Annotated in this window: 17 protein-coding genes; 1 reads left to right on the top strand and 16 read right to left on the bottom strand. The window is 71.2% G+C overall.

The features are described 5' to 3' along the window. Nucleotides 1–10: 10 nt before the first annotated feature. The 14 genes from AC07RV_RS26650 to AC07RV_RS26585 all read right to left on the bottom strand — a co-directional run bounded on the left by AC07RV_RS26650 (nt 11) and on the right by AC07RV_RS26585 (nt 15798). Nucleotides 11–1060, bottom strand: a complete 1050-nt coding sequence (locus AC07RV_RS26650) for a homocysteine S-methyltransferase family protein (protein WP_296781956.1) — start codon at nt 1058–1060, stop codon at nt 11–13. Between the two features lie 57 nt (nt 1061–1117). Then, the gene (locus AC07RV_RS26645; RefSeq protein WP_296781957.1) at nt 1118–2323 is read right to left on the bottom strand and encodes an MFS transporter; all 1206 of its coding nucleotides are present in this window, start codon (nt 2321–2323) and stop codon (nt 1118–1120) included. Next, complete coding sequence (locus AC07RV_RS26640) at nt 2320–3459, bottom strand: histidinol-phosphate transaminase (RefSeq protein ID WP_296781958.1); 1140 nt, start codon at nt 3457–3459, stop codon at nt 2320–2322. Before AC07RV_RS26640 ends, AC07RV_RS26645 begins: the two co-directional genes overlap by 4 nt. Then, nucleotides 3456–4844 (bottom strand): FAD-binding oxidoreductase, encoded by a 1389-nt coding sequence (locus AC07RV_RS26635; protein WP_296781959.1) that lies wholly within the window; start codon nt 4842–4844, stop codon nt 3456–3458. The genes AC07RV_RS26640 and AC07RV_RS26635 overlap by 4 nt, the downstream gene beginning before the upstream one ends. Nucleotides 4845–4862: 18 nt before the next feature. Further along, nucleotides 4863–5678 carry an N-formylglutamate deformylase gene (gene hutG / locus AC07RV_RS26630; RefSeq protein ID WP_296781960.1) on the bottom strand — a complete coding sequence of 272 codons (816 nt, stop codon included), beginning with the start codon at nt 5676–5678 and terminating at the stop codon, nt 4863–4865. Nucleotides 5679–5690: 12 nt separating this feature from the next. Continuing rightward, nucleotides 5691–7073 carry a formimidoylglutamate deiminase gene (locus AC07RV_RS26625; RefSeq protein WP_296781961.1) on the bottom strand — a complete coding sequence of 461 codons (1383 nt, stop codon included), beginning with the start codon at nt 7071–7073 and terminating at the stop codon, nt 5691–5693. Further along, nucleotides 7070–8314 carry an imidazolonepropionase gene (hutI, locus tag AC07RV_RS26620; RefSeq protein WP_296781962.1) on the bottom strand — a complete coding sequence of 415 codons (1245 nt, stop codon included), beginning with the start codon at nt 8312–8314 and terminating at the stop codon, nt 7070–7072. The genes AC07RV_RS26625 and hutI overlap by 4 nt, the downstream gene beginning before the upstream one ends. Nucleotides 8315–8337: 23 nt before the next feature. Next, complete coding sequence (locus AC07RV_RS26615) at nt 8338–8919, bottom strand: HutD/Ves family protein (RefSeq protein ID WP_296781963.1); 582 nt, start codon at nt 8917–8919, stop codon at nt 8338–8340. Nucleotides 8920–8921: 2 nt separating this feature from the next. After that, nucleotides 8922–10655, bottom strand: a complete 1734-nt coding sequence (hutU, locus tag AC07RV_RS26610; protein ID WP_296781964.1) for a urocanate hydratase — start codon at nt 10653–10655, stop codon at nt 8922–8924. Nucleotides 10656–10708: 53 nt separating this feature from the next. Continuing rightward, a complete protein-coding gene (hutH, locus tag AC07RV_RS26605) occupies nt 10709–12274 on the bottom strand; it encodes a histidine ammonia-lyase (protein WP_296781965.1) in 1566 nt (521 codons plus the stop codon). A 64-nt stretch (nt 12275–12338) separates the two neighbouring features. Further along, nucleotides 12339–13118 carry a histidine utilization transcriptional repressor HutC gene (gene hutC / locus AC07RV_RS26600; protein WP_203203650.1) on the bottom strand — a complete coding sequence of 260 codons (780 nt, stop codon included), beginning with the start codon at nt 13116–13118 and terminating at the stop codon, nt 12339–12341. Between the two features lie 4 nt (nt 13119–13122). After that, a complete protein-coding gene (locus AC07RV_RS26595) occupies nt 13123–13911 on the bottom strand; it encodes an ABC transporter ATP-binding protein (protein WP_296781991.1) in 789 nt (262 codons plus the stop codon). Nucleotides 13912–13916: 5 nt separating this feature from the next. Beyond that, nucleotides 13917–14792: an ABC transporter permease gene (locus tag AC07RV_RS26590; RefSeq protein ID WP_296781966.1), complete on the bottom strand. Its 876-nt coding sequence runs from the start codon at nt 14790–14792 to the stop codon at nt 13917–13919. 43 nt (nt 14793–14835) lie between these two features. Next, nucleotides 14836–15798 carry an ABC transporter substrate-binding protein gene (locus AC07RV_RS26585; protein WP_093343844.1) on the bottom strand — a complete coding sequence of 321 codons (963 nt, stop codon included), beginning with the start codon at nt 15796–15798 and terminating at the stop codon, nt 14836–14838. A gap of 373 nt (nt 15799–16171) precedes the next feature. Between AC07RV_RS26585 and recQ the strand changes: the two genes are divergently transcribed. After that, nucleotides 16172–18046, top strand: coding sequence for a DNA helicase RecQ (recQ, locus tag AC07RV_RS26580; protein ID WP_093343842.1), 1875 nt, complete (start codon nt 16172–16174; stop codon nt 18044–18046). A gap of 6 nt (nt 18047–18052) precedes the next feature. Here the strand turns inward: recQ and AC07RV_RS26575 are convergent, their stop codons facing one another. Together AC07RV_RS26575 and AC07RV_RS26570 are read right to left on the bottom strand one after the other, a co-directional pair. Then, nucleotides 18053–19249 carry a nucleoside hydrolase gene (locus AC07RV_RS26575; RefSeq protein ID WP_444814153.1) on the bottom strand — a complete coding sequence of 399 codons (1197 nt, stop codon included), beginning with the start codon at nt 19247–19249 and terminating at the stop codon, nt 18053–18055. Between the two features lie 255 nt (nt 19250–19504). After that, nucleotides 19505–21076, bottom strand: a complete 1572-nt coding sequence (locus tag AC07RV_RS26570) for a S41 family peptidase (protein ID WP_296781967.1) — start codon at nt 21074–21076, stop codon at nt 19505–19507. Nucleotides 21077–21093 lie beyond the last annotated feature (17 nt).

The raw sequence follows: 21093 nt of genomic DNA, 5'->3' as shown, positions 1-21093 counted from the left end.
CGCAACGAACTCAAGCGGCTTCCTTGTAGAACCCGGCCGCATTGTTCAGCAGCCGCCCCGCCACCGGCGACACCGCGCGCCCAATGGCCGCGATGTGGTCCGGCGTGGTGCCGCAGCAGCCGCCAACGATGTTGACCAGCCCCTCGGCAGCGAACTCGTGCAGCAGGCGCGAGGTCACGTCGGGCGTCTCGTCGAAGCCGGTGTCGCTCATCGGATTGGGCAGGCCGGCGTTGGGGTAGCAGCTGATGAAGGTGTCGTCGGCCACGCGCGCCAGTTCCTGGATGTAGGGGCGCATCAGCGCCGCGCCCAGCGCGCAGTTCAGGCCGATGGCCAGCGGCCGTGCATGGCGCACGCTGTGCCAGAAGGCGGTCACGGTCTGGCCGCTGAGGATGCGGCCCGAAGCGTCGGTCACGGTGCCGCTGATGATCAGCGGCAGGCGCTGGCCGCTGTTCTCGAAGTACTCGTCGACGGCGAACAGCGCGGCCTTGGCGTTGAGCGTGTCGAAGATGGTCTCGACCAGGATCACGTCGGAACCGCCCTCGACCAGCGCCTCGGTCTGCTCGTAGTAGGCGGCGCGCAGGGCCTCGAAATCGACATTGCGCGCGCCCGGATCGTTGACGTCGGGGCTGATGCTCGCGGTCTTGGGCGTCGGGCCGAGGGCGCCGGCCACGAAGCGCGGCTTGTCGGGGGTCGAGTACTTGTCGCAGGCCGCGCGCGCCAGCTTCGCGGACTCGAGGTTCATCTCGCGCGCCAGGTGCGCCATCTTGTAGTCCTCCTGCGCGATGGTGGTCGCGCCGAAGGTGTTGGTCTCGATCAGGTCGGCGCCGGCCGCGAGGTAGCCCTCGTGGATGTCGGAGATGACGTCGGGCCGGGTCAGCGACAGCAGCTCGTTGTTGCCCTTCACGTCGCGCTCGAAGTCCTTGAAGCGCTCGCCGCGGTACTGGGCCTCGGTGAGCTTGAAGCGCTGGATCATGGTGCCCATGGCGCCATCGAGGATGGCGATGCGGCGCCCGAGGATCTCGGGCAGTTGCTGGGCACGGGTGTAGACGATCGGCTTCATGGGTCCGGATTGTAGAAAACGCCCCCGCGCCGCGCCGCCAAAGCGGTCTTCGGGACTTCAGACCGGCGCGTGCCGCGCCGCGCGCGCCAGGCAGCCGACCGACAGCAGCGCCAGCAGGCCGCTGGCGCCGATGGCCAGGTCGTAGCTGCCGCGCAGGTCGAACAGCAGGCCGGCCGCGCTGGCACCGATCGAGGCGGCCACGCCGACCGCGATGTAGAGCGTGCCGAGGATGGCGCCCAGCGCGCGCGTGCCGTACCAGCGCGCCGCCAGCGCCGGGTAGAGCGCGATGCAGCCGCCGTTGGCTGCGCCGAACAGCAGCGCGAACAGCGCCAGCGAAACGAAGCCGCCGGCCGCCCACCACAGCAGGTGCAGCGCGGCCAGCGCCAGCGTGAGCAGCGAGAGCAGCCGGCGCGCGCCGAGCCGGTCGCCGAGCCCGCCGAGCACCAGCCGGCCGCCGACGTTGCCCACGCCGATCAGTCCGATCAGCAAGGTGGCGTCGGCCGCGCCGATGCCCAGCCCCTGCGCCGCCGGCGCCACGTGGACCAGCGCGACGAACAGCCCGATCGAGCCCCAGCCGATGGCCGCGAAGTACCACCAGAAGCAGGCGCCGCGCACCGCCTCGCGCCAGCGCAGGCCGGTCTCGACGGGCGCGCCCGCCGACGCGGACACCCGGTCGCCGTCGGGCAGCAGGCCTAGCTCTTGCGGCCGGGCCCGGATCGCCCAGGCCGCCACGCCGCCGAGCAGCAGGATGCCGAGCGCGAACAGCTGCATGGTGGCCTGCCACGACAGGTGCTGCTGCAGCGCGCCGGCCGTCACCGGGCCGACGAAGGTGCCGAGCCCGGTGCCCGCCAGCGCCAGCCCCGAGGCCCGGCTGCGCCGGCGCACGAACCAGCGCTGCACCGCGGCCACCGCCGGCACGTAGACCAGCCCGACGCCGAAGCCGACGAACAGGCCGAACAGCGCGAACAGCACGGCCAGCGACGGCGCCAGGCTGGCCAGCGCAAAACCGGCCGCGAGCAGCACGATGCCGGTGCCGACCACCGCGCGCAGCGGGAAGCGGTCGGCCAGCGCGCCCGAGAAGGCGCCGACGATGTAGTAGAGCAGCGCCGTGGCCGAGAACAGCGAGGCGACCGGGAAGCGGCCGGCGCCGAAGCTGGCCTGGATGCCGGCGAAGAAGGCGCCGAAGGAATAGGCGGCGCCGAACACCAGCGCCAGCAGCACATGGGCCGCCGCGACGACGCCCCAGCCGCGAAAGAGCCTCATGGCGCCTTCGACATGATCGCGTCCATCGCCGCGACGAAGCGCTCGAGCTCGTGCGGCGCGCCGACCGAGACGCGGATGAAGCGCTCGAAGCCCGGCTCCTTCCACGGCTTGACGATGATGCCGCGCGCCAGCAGCGCCTCGTTGACCGGCCCGTTGGGCCGGCCCAGGTCGATGAACAGGAAGTTGGCCGCCGAGGGCGCGATGCGCAGCCCCGGCCAATCGCGCGCGCGCAGTTGCGCGGTCAGCGCGTCGCGCAGCCGCACCGTCTGTTCCACGGCTGCCTGCATGCAGGCCTCGTCGCCCCAGGCCGCGAGCGCCGCGGCCTGCGCCGCGAGGTTCACGTTGAAGGGCGTGCGCACGCGGTCGAGCAGCTGCACCAGCGCCGCGTCGGACGCGATGCCGTAGCCCACGCGCAGGCCGGCCAGGCCCCAGGCCTTGGAGAAGGTGCGCAGCACGATCCACGGGAAGGCCACTGCTTCGCCGCGCAGTCGCGCGAGCACGTCGGGGTAGCCGCTCGCGAGCCGCGCGTATTCGTAGTAGGCCTCGTCGACCACCAGCAGCGTGCCCGCGGGCACGGCGGCCAGCAGGCGCTCGAAGTCCCGCGCGTCGAACATGCAGCCGACCGGGTTCGAGGGATTGGCCAGCATCACCAGCTTGGGGCCGCGCGCGAGCGCCGCGCACCAGGCCTCGATGTCGAAGCCCAGTTCGGGCGTGAGCGCCAGCAGCTCGACCTGCGCGCCCATCATGCGCGGATAGATCTCGTGCAGGCCGAAGGCCGGGCGCTGCGTGAGCACGCGGTCGCCCGGGCCCAGGAAGGCCTGGCACAGCATCTGGAGGATGTCCTCCGAGCCGTTGCCGATCACCAGTTCCGACGGCTGCGCGCCGCAGCGTTCGGCGATCGCGGCGCGCAATGCGGTGCAGTGGGCATCGGGGTAGGTGCCCGCGCGCGCCGCCAGGTCGACCAGCGCGCGCGCCACCGCGGGACTCGCGCCGTAGGGGTTCTCGTTGCTCGCGAGCCGAGCGATCTCGTCGACGCCGTAGCGCGCGCGCACGGCCTCCGAGGACAGGCCGGCGTTGTAGGCCGGCAGCGGCGCGACTTCGGGCCGCGCGAGGGCATGGATGGCGGTCGTGTTCACAGGTCGAATACCTTGCCGGGGTTGAGCAGGTGGAGGGGATCGAGCGCCTGCTTGATGGCGCGCATCGCGGCCAGCTCGTCGGGAGTGCGGCTCGCGCCCAGGTAGGGCTTCTTGTGCAGGCCGATGCCGTGCTCGGCCGAGATGCTGCCGCCGCGGGCCTCGACCTGCGCGTAGACCATGCGCTCGAAGGCCTCGGCCTCGCCGCCGATGGCCTGGCCGTCGGTGGTCACGTGCAGGTTGCTGTCGCCCACGTGGCCGAAGAACAGCGAGTGGTGCCCGGGCCAGCGCGCATCGAGCGCCGCGCGGCAGTCGTCGGCGAAGCGGCCGATGCTGGCCATCGGCAGGCTCACATCGAGGTTGATCGGCGGATGCATGTGCACCGGCAGCTCGGCCGTGGCCTCGCGGATCTTCCAGAAGGCGCGCGCCTGCGACTGCGACTGGGCGATGGCGGCATCGACCGCCGCGCCCTCCTCCATCGCGCCGGCCAGCGCCGCCTCGAGCGCCTCGCGCAGCGCGGCCTCGTCCTCGCCGGTCACGTCGACCAGCGCCACCAGCGGATGCGCCGCGTCGAAGGGCTCGCGCAGCTGCTGCCAGCGCAGCGAGGTCTGCACGAAGTCGCGCCACATCAGCTCGAAGGCCGCGAGCGCGCCCGGAAAGCGCGCGCCGAGCCGGCGCAGCAGCACCAGCGCGGCCTCGAAGTCCGGCAGCGCGACCAGCGCCGTGGCCTTGGCGCGCGGCGCCGGATGCAGCCGCAGCAGCGCGCGCGTGATCACGCCCAGCGTGCCCTCGGCACCGATGAAGAACTGCTTGAGGTCGTAGCCGGTGTTGTTCTTGAGCATGGGCCGCAGCATCGGCAGCACGCGGCCGTCGGCCAGCACCACCTCCAGGCCCAGCGCCTGCTCGCGCATCATCCCGAACTGCAGCACGCCGTTGCCGCCCGCGTTGGTCGACAGCGCACCGCCGATCTGGCACGAGCCGCGCGCGCCGAAGTCCACGCCGAACAGCAGGCCCCGAGCAGCGGCCGCCTCCTGCACCGACTGCAGGGTGGCGCCGGCCTGCACGGTCAGCGTGCCGGCGGCGGCATCGAGCGACTCGATGGCGTTCATGCGCTCGAGCGAGAGCGCGATCGCATCCGCGCGCGGCACCGCCGCGCCGGCCAGTCCCGTGAGCCCGCCCTGCGGCACCACGGGCACGCGGTGCTCGCTGCAGATGCGCAGCACGGCCGACACTTCTCGCGTGTCGCGCGGGCGCACCAGCGCCAGCGGCAGCACCGGCGCCACGCCGCTCCAGTCGCTGCGGTGGCGCTCGGCGATGGCCTCGCCGCGCAGCACCTGGCCGGCGCCCAGCGCCTCGCCGAGCGCGGCGAGAAAGGCCTCCTGGTTCATTGCCGGTTCATTCCTGTTTCACCCGCGGCCTTCGACGAAGTCGAGCACCGCCTCGAGCATGCGGCGCACCTGCGGCTGCACGCCGGCCGCCACCGGGGGCAGGTAGGCGAAGGGCAGCGCCTCCTGCATGTAGCTCGATTGCGTCATCTCGAGCTGCACCGCATGCACGCCGGCCGCGGGATTGCCGTACTGGCGCGTGATGTGGCCGCCCTTGAAGCGGCCGTTGAGCACGCCGGTGTAGCCGGGGTTCGACGTCGCGATGCCCATCAAGGTGGCGGCGAGCGCGGGGTCGCAGCTCTTGCCGTCGGCAGTGCCAAGGTTGAGGTCGGGCAGCTTGCCTTCGAAGAAGCGCGGCAGCACCGAGCGGATCGAGTGCGCGTCCCACAGCGCGATGGTGCCGTGCGCGGCCTTCAGGCGGGCCAGCTCGGCCGCGAGCTGCGCGTGGTAGGGCTGCCAGATCGCCTCGCGGCGCGCGGCGATCTCGGCCTCGCCGGGCAGGTCGCCCGCGGCGTACAGCGGCGTGTCGTCGAAGGTGTCGACCGGGCACAGGCCGGTGACGCTCTGGCCCGGGTAGAGGCTGGCGCCGTCGGGCGGACGGTTGAGGTCGATCACGTAGCGCGAGTGCGTGGCCACCAGCACCGAGGCGCCGAGCGCGTCGGCGAAGTCGTAGAGCTGCTCGAGGTGCCAGTCGGTATCGGGCACATGGCGCGCCTCCTCGGTGAAGCGCGCGAGCAGCGCGCCCGGCACGTGGGTGCCCACGTGCGGCATCGAGATCAGCAACGGGCGCGTGCCCTGGCGGAAGCGGAAGGCCGGTTCGGTGGTGGTGAAGCTCATGGCGTGGGTTCCTCAGTCTTGAAGCAGTTGGGTGCGCGCGGCCACGAAGGCGGACGCGGCCTCGGCATGCAGCGCATGGCGCCCGGCGGCGACGCGCGGGCGGCCCGCCACCCACACGGCGTCGATGGCGCGGGTGCGGTGGCTCGCGAAGACGTGCGCCGACAGCATGTCGGGCGCCGACAGCCCCTGCAGCGCGAGCTGCTGCGCGTCGAGCACCACGAAGTCGGCCTGCTGGCCTGCCGCGAGGCCGCCGATGGCGCGGCCCGCGGCCTGCGCGCCGCCCTGCACCGCCTGCAGGGTCAACGCGGTCGCCACGTGCGGCTGCGCCGCGGTCGCGCCCACGTTGCGCTGGCGCGTGCGCAGGCGCTGGCCGTACTCGAGCATCAGCAGCTCCTCGGCCGCATCGACGCAGGCGTGGCTGTCGGAGCCCAGGCCCCAGGCGCCGCCGTGCTGGCGCCAGGCCGCGAAGTCGAACAGGCCGTCGCCGAGGTTGGCCTCGGTGGTTGGGCAGAGGCCGGCGACCGCGCCGCTGCGAGCGCCGCGCCGGTATTCGTCGGCATCCATGTGCGTGGCATGCACCAGGCACCAGCGCGCGTCGACCGGCGCGTGCTCGAGCAGCCATGCCACGGGACGCTGGCCGCTCCAGGCGATGCAGTCGTCGACCTCCTTGGTCTGCTCGGCGATGTGGATGTGGACCGGCGCGCCGGCCTCGATCGCATCGAGCCCCGCGAGCGCCTCGCGCAACGCCTCGGGCGGCACCGCGCGCAGCGAGTGCGGCGCGAGGCCGAGCCGCGCGCCCTGCGCGTCGCAGGCGGGCTTCAGCGCCTCGAGCAGCCGCAGCATCGAGTCGGTGGAACGAATGAAGCGCCGCTGCCCCTCGTTGGGCGGCAGGCCGCCGAAGCCGCTGGTCTGGTAGAGCACCGGCAGCAGGGTGAAGCCGATGCCGGTCTTGTGGGCGGCGCGCAGCAGCGCGCGGCTCAGCGTGGCGTCGTCGGCATAGGGCTTGCCGTCGGCGTCGTGGTGCACGTACTGGAACTCGCAGACGCTGGTATAGCCGGCCTCGAGCATCTCGGCATAGAGCCAGGTCGCGATGTCCTCCATCTGCCGCGGGCCGAGGCGCGCGGCGAAGCGGTACATCAGCGTGCGCCAGCTCCAGAAGCTGTCCTGCTGTTCGGCGCGGTGCTCGGTCAGGCCCGCGAAGGCGCGCTGGAAGGCATGCGAATGCAGGTTGGGCATGCCGGGGATCACGGGGCCGCCGGCCGTCTCGGCAGCGGCGGGCTTGTCGGCGCCGGCCCTTGCCTCGACGAGCTGGCCGGCCGCGTTCCATGCCAGCAGCACGTTCTTCGCCCAGCCGGTGGGCAGCAGCGCATCGGCCGCGAACAGCGCGCGCGTCATGCCGAAGCTCCCACGGCTTCGACGGCGATACGGCCCTGCCGCACCACGGTGCGCACGGGTCGCTGGCCGAACCAGTAGGCGAGCTCGGCCGCGTCGCGCACCGACCAGAGCACGAAGTTCGCGGGCCGGCCCGCGGCGATCGCGCCATGCGTGGCCTCGAGGCCGAGCGCGCGCGCCGCATGCACGGTAACGCCGGCCAGCGCCTCGGGCACGGTGAGGCGGAACAGGGTGCAGGCCATGTTGACCATCAGCAGCAGGCTCAGCGCGGGCGAGGTGCCGGGGTTGTGGTCGGTCGAGACCGCCATCGGCACGCCCGCGGCGCGCAGCGCCTCGATCGGCGGCAGGTGGGTGTCGCGCAGCGTGTAGTACGCGCCGGGCAGCAGCACGGCCACGGTGCCGGCCGCGCGCATCGCCTCGATGCCCTCGGCCGACAGGTGCTCGATGTGGTCGCAGGACAGCGCGCCGTAGCGCGCGGCCAGTGCGGCGCCGCCCATGTCCGAGAGCTGCTCGGCATGCAGCTTGACCGGCAGGCCCAGCGCCCGGGCGGCCTGGAACACGCGCTCGGTTTCGTCGAGCGAGAAGGCGATGCGCTCGCAGAACACGTCGACCGCGTCGACCAGCCCCTCGGCCGCGAGCGCCGGCAGCATCTCGCGGCAGACCAGCTCGACGTACTCGCCGCTGCGGCCCGCGTACTCGGGCGGCAGCGCATGGGCGCCGAGGAAGGTGGTGCGCACCGTCACGCCGTAGTGTTCGCCGAGCCGCCGCGCCACGCGCAGCTGCTTGCGCTCGTGCGCGAGCGCGAGGCCGTAGCCCGACTTGATCTCGATCGCGCAGACGCCGTCGGCCAGCAATGCCTCGAGCCGCGGCGCGGCCTGGGCGAACAGCGTGTCCTCGTCGGCCTCGCGCGTGGCGCGCACCGAGGAGACAATGCCGCCGCCGGCCTTCGCCACCTCCTCGTAGCTCGCGCCCGCGAGCCGCATCGCGAACTCGTTGGCGCGCTGGCCGCCGTAGACCAGGTGGGTGTGGCAGTCGACCAGGCCCGGCGTGGCCAGCGCGCCGCCGCCGTCGTGCACGGGCAATGCCGCGTACTCGGCCGGCAGCGCGGCGCGCGCGCCGACCCAGCGGATCGTGCCCTGCGCGACGACGAGGGCGGCATCGTCCGATTCGATGCCGGGTGCGGCGCCTGGCGCGAGGCGCAGGCCGGTCCAGAGGCCATCGGCGGAAGGATGGGAGAGGGTCATGTCTGTGGTCTCGGGTTGCGGCCTCAGGCGGGAACGATGCGCACGGCCACGAGGCGTGCCGTCGCGTCCTCGGGCGCGAGCTGCCAGGCGCGCGGCGCATCGGACCAGCACAGGCCCTCGCCCTCGCGGCACGCCGCGCCGCCGGCATCGAGCCGCCAGCCGCCGCGCAGCGCGAGCAGCACGCCATGCGGCGCGGCTTCGAGCGCCGTGGCGCCGTCGAGCACGCGCACTTCGGCGCGCCAGGCGCCGCGGCGGGTCATCACGTTGAAATCGCTCGAGGCGCCGCCCAGCAGCGTGCAGTCGAGCGCGGTGTCGCCGCTGAAGGCGAAGGGCCGGTGCGGCACATCGAGCGGATGGTCGATGGCGCCGTCGGCCGAGCGCAGCCGCACGCCGTCGCCCTCGAGCAGCATGATGCTGCGGTCGATGCCCGCGAAGCGCGAGAACGGGCCGGCCTGCGCGATGCTCGCGATGCTCACGCGCCAGCCGAAGTCCTCGAGCCCGGCGCCGGCCGGCCAGCAGGCGATCTCCTGCGTGGTGCCGCCGCCGTTCTTCCACGGCATCACGGGCAAGGTGGCGCGCGAGAAGCGCTGCGTGCCGCCGGCCATGCTCAGCCCTTGATCATCGGCAGCTTCAGGCCCTGCTTCTTCGCGGTGGCCACGGCGATGTCGTAGCCCGCGTCGGCATGGCGCATCACGCCGGTGGCGGGGTCGTTGAACAGCACGCGCTCGATGCGCTTGGCGGCCGCATCGGTGCCGTCGCAGACGATCACCACGCCCGAATGCTGCGAGTAGCCCATGCCCACGCCGCCGCCGTGGTGCAGGCTGACCCAGGTGGCGCCGCCCGCGGTGTTGAGCAGCGCGTTGAGCAGCGGCCAGTCGCTCACGGCATCGGTGCCGTCCTTCATCGCCTCGGTCTCGCGGTTGGGGCTGGCGACCGAGCCGGTGTCGAGGTGGTCGCGGCCGATCACGATCGGGCCCTTGAGCTCGCCCGACTTCACCATCTCGTTGAAGGCCAGGCCGGCCCTGTGGCGCTCGCCGAGGCCGAGCCAGCAGATGCGCGCGGGCAGGCCCTGGAAGCTGATGCGCTCGCGCGCCATGTCGAGCCAGCGGTGCGTGTGGGTGTTCTCGGGGAACAGCTCCTTGATCTTGGCATCGGTCTTGTAGATGTCTTCCGGATCGCCCGAGAGCGCGACCCAGCGGAACGGGCCCTTGCCCTCGCAGAACAGCGGCCGGATGTAGGCCGGCACGAAGCCCGGGAAGTCGAAGGCGTTCTTCACGCCTTCGTCGAAGGCCACCTGGCGGATGTTGTTGCCGTAGTCCACGGTCGGGATGCCCATGGCCTGGAAGTCGAGCATGGCCTGCACGTGCACCGCGCACGACTGCGCGGCCGCCTTCTTGAGCGCGGCGTGCTGCGACTCGTCCTTCATCGCGGCCTGCCATTGCGCCACGCTCCAGCCCGCGGGCAGGTAGCCGTTGATCAGGTCGTGCGCCGAGGTCTGGTCGGTCACGAGGTCGGGCTTGAGGCCACCGGCCTTCGCGCGCTTCACCAGCTCGGGCAGGATCTCCGCCGCGTTGCCCAGCAGCGCGATCGACACCGCTTCCTTGGCGTCGCAGTGCTGCTTGATCAGTTCGAACGCATGGTCGATGTCGCGCGCCTGCTTGTCGACATAGCGGGTGCGCAGGCGGAAGTCGATGCTCGACTGCTGGCACTCGATGTTGAGCGACACCGCGCCCGCGAGCGTGGCCGCGAGCGGCTGCGCGCCACCCATGCCGCCAAGGCCGGCCGTGAGGATCCACTTGCCCGCGAGGCTGTTGTCGTAATGCTGGCGGCCGGCCTCGACGAAGGTCTCGAAGGTGCCCTGCACGATGCCCTGGCTGCCGATGTAGATCCAGCTGCCGGCCGTCATCTGGCCGTACATGAAGAGGCCCTTGCGGTCGAGCTCGTTGAAGTGCTCCCAGTTGGCCCACTGCGGCACCAGGTTCGAGTTGGCGAGCAGCACGCGCGGCGCGTTCTCGTGCGTCTTGAACACGCCCACCGGCTTGCCCGACTGGATCAGCAGGGTCTCGTCGTCCTCGAGCTCTTTCAGCGAGGCGAGGATCTGGTCGAAGCATTCCCAGTTGCGCGCGGCGCGGCCGATGCCGCCGTAGACCACGAGGTCCTGCGGCCGCTCGGCCACCTCGGGGTCGAGGTTGTTCTGCAGCATGCGGAACGGCGCCTCGGTGAGCCAGCTCTTGCAGTTCAGCTGGCTGCCGCGCGGGGCGCGGATCACGCGCGTGGGGTCGTGGCGCGGATCGGCGGCGATGGAAGCGTTGGCGGCGACGAATTTGTCGGGTGCGTTCATGGCGGGAGTCCTTTCGATGGCAAGGAAGGTCGGACGAGGAATCGGGGGAAGGTTCAGGCGCGGCTCGGCAGCACGGCGGCCAGCGGCGCGGCCCAGTCGCCGCGGCGGGCCCACAGGCGCATGGCTTCCACGTCGGGCGCCATGAAGCGGTCCTGCTCGATGAAGGCCACGCGCTCGCGGATGGCGGCGAACTCGGCCTCGACCAGCGCGGAGCTGCGCGGGCTGTCGGCGTCGCGCTTGAGCTCGATGCCCTGGCAGGCGCCCATGGCCTCGATGCCGACCACCACCGCGGTGTTGTCGACCATCTCGGCCAGGCGGCGGCCCGCGAAGGTGGCCATCGACACGTGGTCTTCCTGGTTGGCCGAGGTCGGCAGGCTGTCGACGCTGGCCGGATGGGCCAGCGACTTGTTCTCGGAGGCCAGCGCCGCGGCCGTGACCTGCGCGATCATGAAACCGGAGTTGACGCCGCCGTCGCGCACCAGGAAGGGCGGCAGGCCCGAGAGGCCGGAGTCGAGCAGCAGCGCGAGCCGGCGCTCGGAGATGGCGCCGATCTCGCTCACCGCCAGCGCGATGATGTCGGCCGCGAAGGCCACGGGCTCGGCGTGGAAGTTGCCGCCCGAGATCACGTCGCCGGTGTCGCTGAAGACCAGCGGGTTGTCCGACGCCGCGTTGGCCTCGATGCGCAGCACCCGCGCCGCATGCGCGAGGTTGTCGAGGCAGGCGCCCATGACCTGGGGCACGCAGCGGATCGAGTACGGGTCCTGCACCCGGCCGCAGTCGGCGTGCGAAGGCACGATGGCGCTGCCCTCGAGCAGCGCGCGCACCGCGCCCGCCACCGCGATCTGGCCCGGCTGGCCGCGCGCGGCGTGGATGCGCTCGTCGAAGGGCTTGATCGAGCCCTGGATCGCCTCGAGCGAGAGCGCGCCCGCCATCAGGCCGGCCGCGAACACGTCCTCGGCGCCGAACAGGCCCGCCAGCGCGAGCGCGGTCGACACCTGCGTGCCGTTGAGCAGCGCCAGGCCTTCCTTGGGGCCGAGCACGAAGGGCGCGAGGCCGATGCGGCGCATGGCCTCGGTGCCGCCGATGGTCTCGCCCTCGGGCGTGCCGACCTCGCCCTCGCCGATCAGCACGCAGGCCATGTGGGCCAGCGGCGCGAGGTCGCCCGAGGCGCCGACCGAGCCCTTGCTCGGGATGCGCGGCAGCAGGCCCGCATTGAACAACGCGAGCAGCGCATCGACGATCTCGGGCCGCACGCCCGAATGGCCGCGCGCCAGGCTCACGGCCTTGGTGGCGAGCACCAGCCGCACCACGCCGTCGGGCAGCGGCACGCCGGTGCCGACGCTGTGCGAGAGCACGAGGTTGCGCTGCAGCTCGGCCAGGCGCTCGGGCGGAATGATGGTCTGCGCGAGCTTGCCGAAGCCGGTGTTGATGCCGTAGACCACCTCGCCGGCCTCGACGATGCGGCGCACGGTGGCCTGGGCGGCCAGCAGTCCGGCGCGCGCGGCGCCGGCGAGCTCGAGCCGCGCGCCGCCCGCATGGATGCGGCGCAGCGCGGGCAGGTCGACCTCGCCGGGCGAGAGCACGAGCGGTTCGGTGGCGGCGTGGGGAGCAAGCTTCATGGTGCGATCCTGTATATACAAGTAGGTGCGAAAAAAATCGAAGGCCGGAATGGCGTGCGTGGATTCAGCCGAAGGCCTGGTTGCCGTCGACGCGGAAGCGGCTGCCGAGCCGGTAGCGCGAGGCCGGGTGCAGGCAGCGCACCAGCGTCACGGGCAGGTCGCGGGTCCAGGTGCGGCGGGTCAGCAGCAGGCAGGGATCGGCCGGCGGCATGTCCAGGCGCTCGGCCTGTTCGGCGGTGGGCAGCACCGCGTCGACCACGTGCTCGATCTGGTCGAAGGGCACGTTGCGCACCAGGTACTCGCCGGGCGAGACGACCGAGAAATCCTGGTCGAGGAATTCGGGCACGGCGCGCGGATTGACGTAGCGGTCCTCGATCTGCACCGGCGTGCCGTTCTCCAGGTGCAGGCAGACGGTGTGGAACACCGACTCGCCGGGCCGCAGGTCGAGCCACACGGCGATGTCGGGCGAGGCGGCGATGCGCTCGAGCGCGATGAACTCGCAGCGGTAGTCGTGGCCGCGCTGGCGGATCTCGCTCGCGATGTTGGCGATCTGCAGCAGCGTGGACTGCGGCTTGTTCTCTGCCACGAAGCTGCCCACGCCGGCCACGCGCACGATGCGGCCCTGCTCCGAGAGCTCGCGCAGCGCGCGGTTGGCGGTCATGCGCGAGATGGCGAACTGCGCCACCAGCTCGTGCTCGGACGGCAGCCGGTGGCCGGGCGGCCAGGTGCCGTCCTGGATCTTGCGCGAGATGTGGTCCTTGACCTGCGCATAGAGCGCGAGCGACGGCGCGGCCGCGGGCGCGCCGGCGGGGTTCGGTGCGGAGGACGGCAGGTCGCGCTTCATGGTCTCAATGCTCCGCCGCCGCCATCGATTCGGCGCGGATCTCCTCGGTCAGCCGGGCCTTGATCTCCATGAACTCGGGCGAGGTCTTGATCGTGTAGTGGCGCGGATGCGGGAAGTCGACCGCGATCTCGGTCTTGATGCGGCCGGGCCGGGCGCTGAACACGGCCACGCGGTTGGCCATGAAGATGGCCTCGTCGATGTCGTGCGTGACGAACAGCACCGTCTTCTGCGCCGACTCCCAGATGCCCAGCAGCAGCTCCTGCATCAGCACGCGGGTCTGGTTGTCGAGCGCGCCGAAGGGCTCGTCGAGCAGCAGCATCTTGGGATCGTTGGCCAGCGCGCGCGCGATCGCGGTGCGCTGCTGCATGCCGCCCGAGAGCTGCTTGGGATAGTGGTGCTCGAAGCCGCGCAGGCCGACCTTGGCGATGAAGAACTCGCTGCGCTCCTTCTGCTCGGCTTCGCTCGTGCCGCGCTCGCGCAGGCCGAAGCGGATGTTCTGCGCGATCGTGAGCCAGGGGAACAGGGTGTAGCTCTGGAACACCACGCCGCGGTCGGCGCCCGGGCCCTCGATCGGCTGGCCGTCGAGCAGCACCTCGCCGGTGGTCGGGAAGTCGAGCCCCGCGACGATGCGCAGCAGGGTGGACTTGCCGCAGCCCGAGGGGCCGAGGATGGTGACGAAGTCGTTCTCGCGCACCTCGAAGTCGACCGGCAGCAGCGCCTGCGTGCGCTGGCCGCGCGTGCCGGTGAAGGTGCGAGAGACGCCGTGGATCGACAACTGGGCCGGCTTGATGATGGCGCTCACAGCGTGCTCCAGGCGAAGAGGCGGCGGTTGACCGCCTTGAAGGCGAAGTCGGACACGAGGCCGATCACGCCGATGACGATGATCCCGAAGATGATCTGGCCGGTGTTCAGGAGCGCCTGGCTGTCGGTGATCATGTGGCCGATGCCCGAGGAGGAACCGATGAGCTCGGCCACGATGACGTAGGTCCAGGCCCAGCCCAGCACCAGGCGCAGGGTCTCGGCGATGCCGGGCGCGGCGCCCGGGATCAGCACGCGGCGCACGATGCCCCGGCTGCTGGCGCCCAGCGTGTAGGCGGCCTCCACCAGGTCCTTGCGCGCGCTGCCCACGGTCACGGCCACCATCAGGATCACCTGGAACACCGAGCCGATGAAGATCACCAGCAGCTTCTGGCTCTCGCCGATGCCGGCCCAGAGGATCAAGAGCGGAATGAAGGCCGAGGCCGGCAGGTAGCGGCAGAACGAGACGAAGGGCTCGAGGAAGGCCTCGATCGGCTTGTAGGCGCCCATCGCGATGCCCAGCGGCACGGCGATCACCGAGGCCAGCACGAAGCCGCCGACCACGCGCCACACCGTCATCCCGATGTCCTGGATGAAGTTGTACTCGGTGAACAGCAGCCAGCCTTCGCGCAGCATCGTGACCGGGCTGGCCAGGAAGGTCGGCGAGACGAAGCCGCCGAGCGTGAAGAAGGCCCAGACGGCGAAGAACAGCACGAAGAAGCCGACGCCGAGCATCCAGCGCGCGCGCGGGCTCACGGGTTCGAGCGGCGCCATCGCGCGGCGGCGCCGCGCGGCAGCCACGCGCACGGCGGCGGGGGGAACGGAGGCCGCCGCGGGAGCGGCTGGCGTGGAGGGGATGACGGTCGTCGCTTCCATGGCGGGCGATGCGTGGCGCTTCGTCGTTATGCGTTGAGGTGGCTTACTTGATGAAGCTCGCGTCGAAGGTCGCGGCCAGGTCCTCGGGCGCCTTGCGGATCACGCCGGCCTCCAGCAGGATCGGCACCGACTCCTTCATGAACTGGGTCAGCTCGGCGCTGAAGAACTTCTGGTTCGCCGCCTTGTCCTGCCAGCGCAGGTAAGCCGAGGACTTGGCGAACTGCTCGCCGCTCTGCTTGACCGCGCTGCCCATCAGCTCGTTGGACTTGGCCGGGTCGGACTTGATCATCTCGAGCGCCTCGAAGTACGAGTCGGTCAGCGCCTGCGCGGCCTTGGCGTTGGCCTTGAGCCAGGTCGGCGCGCAGCCCACGGTGTCCATCACCATCGGGTAGTCGAGCGTGGTCGCGAGGATCTTGCCGGCCTGCGGGTTGGCGCGCACGGTCGACAGGTAGGGCTCGTAGGTCATGGCGGCATCGTTCTGGCCCGCGACGAAGGCCTGCGCGGCCGGCTGGGGCTCGAGCGAGACGGTCTTCACGTCCTTGATGCTCATGCCGTTCTTCGACAGCATCCAGGCCAGGCCGAAGTACGGCGCGGTGCCGGGCGCGCTCACGCCGACGGTCTTGCCCTTGAGGTCGGAGAAGCTCTTGACGTCGTTGCGCACCGCGATGCCGTCGGCGCCGTAGGACTTGTCCATCTGGAAGATCTGCACGATCGGCACGCCGTTGGCGTTCCAGGCCACGTGCGTCTCGATGGTGGTGGCGGCGCACTGGATCGCGCCCGCGGCCAGCGCGAGGTGGCGGTCCTTCTGCGGAATCATCTTGAGCTCCACGTCGAGCCCGTTCTTCTTGAAGATGCCGGCCTTGTCGGCCAGCGACAGCGGCGCGAAGCCGGTCCAGCCCGACATGCCGAGCGTGATCTTGGTCTGGGCGGCGGCGCCTCCGGCCGCGCCCGCGATACATGCACCGGCTGCCAGCAGCGTGGCGATCTTTGCGACTGTCTTGGCCATCGAGGCCCTCCTGTTCGTGTGAAGCGTCAATTGAATCGGCTGGCAGCGCCCGTCGGAGCTTTCCGTGGTGCGCGGCCGCAGTGTCATTCGCCTGAACACCCCTGTATATACAGGATAACCCGAAAAAGCCGCGGCGAGAACGGTGCAAGCCGGCGCGGAGCGCACCTTGTATTGGTGCGAACCGCCCGGCCCATGCACCAGTATGCTGTCTATACAGGCGTTTCAAGCGAATGCCGACTGCTTGCAAACGGCGTGCCAGCCAGGCTTGGCACCCAGGCCGACGGGCGGTCGCGCCCGGCCCCGCGACCGCGGCGGCGCGCGTGCTGCGCTGCGGCGACAATCGACCCCTTCCGTCGCCACCCAGCCCGCCGCCTTGTCCAATTCACCTTCCGCCGACCCCGCGCAGATCCTGCACGAGGTCTTCGGCTACGCCGCCTTCCGCGGTCCGCAGGCCCCGATCGTCGACCACGTGACCGGCGGCGGCGACGCCCTGGTGCTGATGCCCACCGGCGGCGGCAAGTCGCTGTGCTACCAGATCCCCGCGATCGCGCGCCAGCGCGCCGGGCACGGCATCGCGGTGGTGGTGTCGCCGCTGATCGCGCTGATGCACGACCAGGTCGGCGCGCTGCACGAGGCCGGCGTGGACGCCGCCTTCCTCAATTCCACGCTCGACTGGCAGCAGACGCAGGACGTCGAGCGCCGCATGGCGCGCGCCGAGGTCACGCTGCTGTACGCCGCCCCCGAGCGCGTGACCACGCCGCGCTTCCTCGAGCTGATGGACGCGCTGGCCGCGCGCGGCAAGCTGTCGATGTTCGCGATCGACGAGGCGCATTGCGTGAGCCAGTGGGGCCACGACTTCCGTCCCGAGTACCGCGCGCTGACCGTGCTGCACGAGCGCTACCCGGGCGTGCCGCGCATCGCGCTGACCGCCACCGCCGACGCGCTCACGCGCGCCGACATCGTCGAGCGGCTGCAGCTCGAGCAGGCGCAGCAGTTCGTCTCGAGCTTCGACCGGCCGAACATCCGCTACACCATCGTCGAGAAGAAGGAAGCCACCACGCAGCTGCTGCGCTTCATCGAGCGCGAGCACGAGGGCGATGCCGGCGTGGTCTATTGCCAGTCGCGCAAGCGCGTGGAGGACGTGGCGGTGGCGCTGCGCGACGCGGGCATCAACGCCCTGCCCTACCACGCGGGGCTCGACGCCTCGGTGCGCCAGGCGCACCAGGACCGCTTCCTGCGCGAGGAAGGCATCGTGATGTGCGCCACCATCGCCTTCGGCATGGGCATCGACAAGCCCGACGTGCGCTTCGTGGCCCACCTCGACATGCCCAAGAACATCGAGGGCTACTACCAGGAGACCGGCCGCGCGGGCCGCGATGGCGAGCCGGCCCAGGCCTGGATGGCCTACGGCCTGCAGGACGTGGTGAACCAGCGCCGCATGATCGACGAGAGCCCGGCCGGCGAGGAGTTCAAGCAGGTGATGCGCGGCAAGCTCGACGCGCTGCTCTCGCTGGCCGAGGCCAGCGACTGCCGGCGCGTGCGCCTGCTGGGCTACTTCGGCGAGCAGAGCACGCCCTGCGGCAACTGCGACAACTGCATCGCGCCGCCGCAGGTCTGGGACGGCACCGACGCGGCGCGCAAGCTGCTGTCCACTGTCTACCGCGTGCAGCAGCAAAGCGGCATCAGCTTCGGCGCCGGCCACGTGATGGACATCCTGCGCGGCAAGGAGACCGAGAAGGTCAAGCAGTTCGGCCACGAGCGCATCAGCACCTTCGGGCTCGGCGCGGAATTCAGCGAGGTGCAGCTGCGCGGCGTGCTGCGCCAGCTGATCGCGATCGGCGCGGTGGCGGTCGACGCCGAGGCCTACAACACGCTCAAGCTCACCGAGGGCTCGCGCGCGGTGCTGCGCGGCGAGACCACGGTGTCGCTGCGCGAGTCGATCTCCTCGCCGACGGCGCGCGGCGGCAAGGCACGGCGCGAGAAGACCGCGCGCGGCGCGCCCTCGCCGGCCGCGGCCACGCTCGACGCGCAGGGCCAGTCGCGCTTCGACGCGCTCAAGGCCTGGCGCGCCGAGGTGGCGCGCGAGCACAACCTGCCGGCCTACGTGATCTTCCACGACGCCACGCTGGCCGCGATCGCTGAGCGAGCACCGGCCACGCTCGAGGACCTGAAGGGCATCAGCGGCATCGGCACCAAGAAGCTCGAGGCCTACGGCAGCGAGGTGCTGCGGGTGTGCTCGGCGTTCTAGCCGGCCTCAGTTCGCGACGGGCAGCTTCACCGGCACCGGCCGCGTGAGCAGGTCGACGTAGAGGTCGTAGAAGCGCGCGTTGTCGAACTTCTTCACCACCTTCATCTTCTGCAGCGGCACGCCCGCGGGCGGCGTGGCATAGCCGACCGAGCGGCCGTTCTCGGGATCGCCGGGCTTGGCGATCACGTCGACGTACTCCTCGCTGACCTCGGTCGCGTAGCTCGGGTCGAGCAGGTAGGCGATGGTCAGCGTGTCCCAGATGTTCGAGGTGTAGCCGGGCTTGGTCTCGAACGAATCCGCGAACCACTCCTTGCGGAAGACCTCGGTGACCGGCGTGGGCGTGGCCGGGTGCGCGATCTTGTCGTAGATGGCCTTGGTCATCAGCACGGTGTCGGTCACGTCCAGCGGCAGCACCACCTGCGGGATCGGCAGCCGCACCACGTACTGCGCCGCGTCGGGATCGAACCACCAGTTGAACTCGGCCGTCTTGGTGGTGTTGCCGGCCACGTGGACCGCGCCGCCCATGTAGATGATCTCCTTGATCAGCGGCACGATCTCGGGCGCGCGCTTGGCGGCCAGCGCGATGTTCGTGAGCGGGCCGATCGCGAGGATGCTGACCTCCTTCGGGTTCGCCTTGATGGCATCGATCAGGAAGTCGACCGCGCCCTTGGCCTGCACCTTGGTGTGGGTGGCGAAGCCGTCGGGGATCGGCACCAGGTCGGCGTCGCTCTTGGGTTCGGGCGAGCTCCAGGCGCCCAGGTAGCCGTCGCCGCCGGCACCGGCCTTCATCTCGGCGTCGATGTCCGCCTTGGTGTGGTTCAGCGCGTAGTTCTCGCCCACGTAGACGCCGATGCGCTCGCCCACGCCGAGCCGCTCGACCGACTTCAGCGCCTCGGCCACGCCCTGGCGCAGCCACTTGTTGCCCGACACCACGCTGATGCCCAGCACGTCGACCTTGCCCTCGGCCTGCAGCTGCGCGGCCATGGCGCCGAGCTGGCCGTCGTCGCTCATCGTGTTGTAGTCGCTGTCGATGATGATCTTGCGCGCCGGCGGAGGGGGTGGCGGCGGAGGCGGCGGGGGTGGGGGCGGCGGCGCGCTGCCGGTCGGCACGAACGCGAAGCCGTTGCTGCCACCGCCGCCGCAGGCGGTGAGCACCGCGGCCGACAGGGCCGACACGATCCATCGTCTTCTGGGCATCTGCATTTCTCTCTCTCCTTGGAATAGTGGTGTCTTTTCAGGGGGAAGCCGTCGAACGGATGCTCGAACGAAAACGTTTGCGCAAACGTTTGCCGAATTCTGGGCGCGAGGGCACGGCACAGGCAAGGCCCGTGGCCTAGGGGTTTTCCGCGAGGCGGATGGCGCGCGGCGGGCGCGCTCGGACACGTGAAAACGGGCCCCGTCGGGCCCGTTTGTCGGTTCGGCAAGAAGGGTGCCGGCGAAGCGGCGCCGGCCGGTGGATCAGTCGGTCTCGATCAACCGGTTCTCGCGCAGCGGCGAGCGCAGCAGCAGCGTCGGACCCGCGTCGGGCGCCGCCTCCGCCTTCTCGAGCCCCGGTGCGGCGCGCGCCGCGGCCGCGACCGGCACCGGGCAGCTGCCGGTGCTGCGCAGCGCGAGCGCGGCCGAGAAGCGGGCCTCGCTCGGGTCGCCCAGCGCATGCGCGAAGTCGTCGGCCACCGTGCAGTTGGGCGTGAAGCCGTCGCCGTAGTCGCCGAAGCCCTTGTTGTTCACGCCCTGGAACTGGATCGCGAAGTAGGTGGTGCCGCAGTTGTCCTGCGGATAGAAGCCATAGGGCTTGCCGCAGGTGGCGCCGCCCACGAGGTTGACCCGGACGTCCACGCCGCGCAGGCCGTTGATGACCGACTCGCTGGCCGAGCAGGTGTCGGGGCTGGTGAGCACCGTGACCTGCGACAGGCCGAGCTGCGGCAGCGGCTGGCTGTTGCGCGAGGTGCCGAGGAAAGGCAGCGGCGGCTGGAGGCCGAACGGGCTCTTGTTGTTGAAAGCCAGCCGCTCGAAGGTCTTGCCCGCGGTCGCGGCCGGCGAGGCCACCATGTAGGCGAGCCGGCTCGCGATGTTGAGCTGGCCGCCGCCGTTGTAGCGCATGTCGAGCACGAGGTCCTGCACGCCGTCGGCCTGGAACTTGTTCATGGCCGAGATCAGTTGCGCCTCGGAGGTCGTGATGTGGTCGTTGAACAGCAGGTAGCCGACGCGCCCGCTCGGCGTGTCGACGGTTTTCACGTTCTGCACCGGCGTGCGCGTGATCCGCGCCGAGGTCAGCGTGACGGTGCGCGTGGCGCCGCCGGCCTCCTCGAGCTTGAAGCTGTGCGACTCGCCGAGGTCGTCGGGCGAGAGCGCGTTGTTGATGGCGGTGGTGTTGGTGCTGTTGACCACGCTGATGCCGTCGACCTCGAGGATCTTGGCGCCGCGCGCGATGCCGGCGTTGGCGGCCGGCGAGTTCGGTTCGGTGAAGGCCACGCGCAGGTCGCGCGGACGCGAGTTGCGCACGAACGCGAACTCGATGCCGTAGCCGGCCGAGACCCCGGCCTCGGACAGCTGGCGGTAGACCTCGGTGTCGTAGATGTAGTGGAAGCGGTCCTTGGCCCGGCCCGAGGACGTGGTGAGCGGGGTCTTCAGCACGTTGAAGTAGGCCACCGGCGTCGCGTAGTCGGCCGCCTTGAGCGTGGTCGGCACCTCGTTGTACCAGAGGTAGGTTTCGTCGATCCAGGCGCGCACCCAGCGCTTCTCGATCGCCAGCGAACCGGCGCGGTCGGGGTAGCCGATGCCGGTGGCCGGGTTGATACCAGGGCGCGGCGTCGCGCACTGGCCGGCCACGCTCGACGAGGCGACGATCGCATCGTCGTCGCCGGGCGTGCCGCCGCCCGGGCCCGGAATGAACGGCAGGCCACCGCCTCCGCCGCCGCCCCCACCGCCGCAACCGGCGAGCAGCCCCGCGAGGGCCAGGGCACCGGCCAGGGCCCAGGGGGTCGAAGCCCCGGCGTGTTGCCGCGCGCGGCCTGCGTTGCGAAACCTCATCGAACATCTCCCTCATG

Source organism: Variovorax sp. GW821-FHT09B01 (assembly GCF_059418345.1).
Note: the sequence above shows the minus strand (reverse complement) of the source record. Positions and strands in the feature narration are given on the sequence as shown.

Coding starts and splice junctions, on each gene's coding strand:
- AC07RV_RS26590 (WP_296781966.1), bottom strand. CDS start 14,792: ATGGAAGCGACGACCGTCATCCCCTCCACGCCAGCCGCTCCCGCGGCG.
- hutU (WP_296781964.1), bottom strand. CDS start 10,655: ATGAACGCACCCGACAAATTCGTCGCCGCCAACGCTTCCATCGCCGCC.
- AC07RV_RS26575 (WP_444814153.1), bottom strand. CDS start 19,249: ATGCAGATGCCCAGAAGACGATGGATCGTGTCGGCCCTGTCGGCCGCG.
- hutI (WP_296781962.1), bottom strand. CDS start 8,314: ATGACCCTCTCCCATCCTTCCGCCGATGGCCTCTGGACCGGCCTGCGC.
- hutH (WP_296781965.1), bottom strand. CDS start 12,274: ATGAAGCTTGCTCCCCACGCCGCCACCGAACCGCTCGTGCTCTCGCCC.
- hutC (WP_203203650.1), bottom strand. CDS start 13,118: ATGAAGCGCGACCTGCCGTCCTCCGCACCGAACCCCGCCGGCGCGCCC.
- AC07RV_RS26635 (WP_296781959.1), bottom strand. CDS start 4,844: ATGAACCAGGAGGCCTTTCTCGCCGCGCTCGGCGAGGCGCTGGGCGCC.
- AC07RV_RS26625 (WP_296781961.1), bottom strand. CDS start 7,073: ATGACGCGCGCGCTGTTCGCGGCCGATGCGCTGCTGCCCACCGGCTGG.
- hutG (WP_296781960.1), bottom strand. CDS start 5,678: ATGAGCTTCACCACCACCGAACCGGCCTTCCGCTTCCGCCAGGGCACG.
- AC07RV_RS26615 (WP_296781963.1), bottom strand. CDS start 8,919: ATGGCCGGCGGCACGCAGCGCTTCTCGCGCGCCACCTTGCCCGTGATG.
- AC07RV_RS26585 (WP_093343844.1), bottom strand. CDS start 15,798: ATGGCCAAGACAGTCGCAAAGATCGCCACGCTGCTGGCAGCCGGTGCA.
- AC07RV_RS26650 (WP_296781956.1), bottom strand. CDS start 1,060: ATGAAGCCGATCGTCTACACCCGTGCCCAGCAACTGCCCGAGATCCTC.
- AC07RV_RS26570 (WP_296781967.1), bottom strand. CDS start 21,076: ATGAGGTTTCGCAACGCAGGCCGCGCGCGGCAACACGCCGGGGCTTCG.
- AC07RV_RS26645 (WP_296781957.1), bottom strand. CDS start 2,323: ATGAGGCTCTTTCGCGGCTGGGGCGTCGTCGCGGCGGCCCATGTGCTG.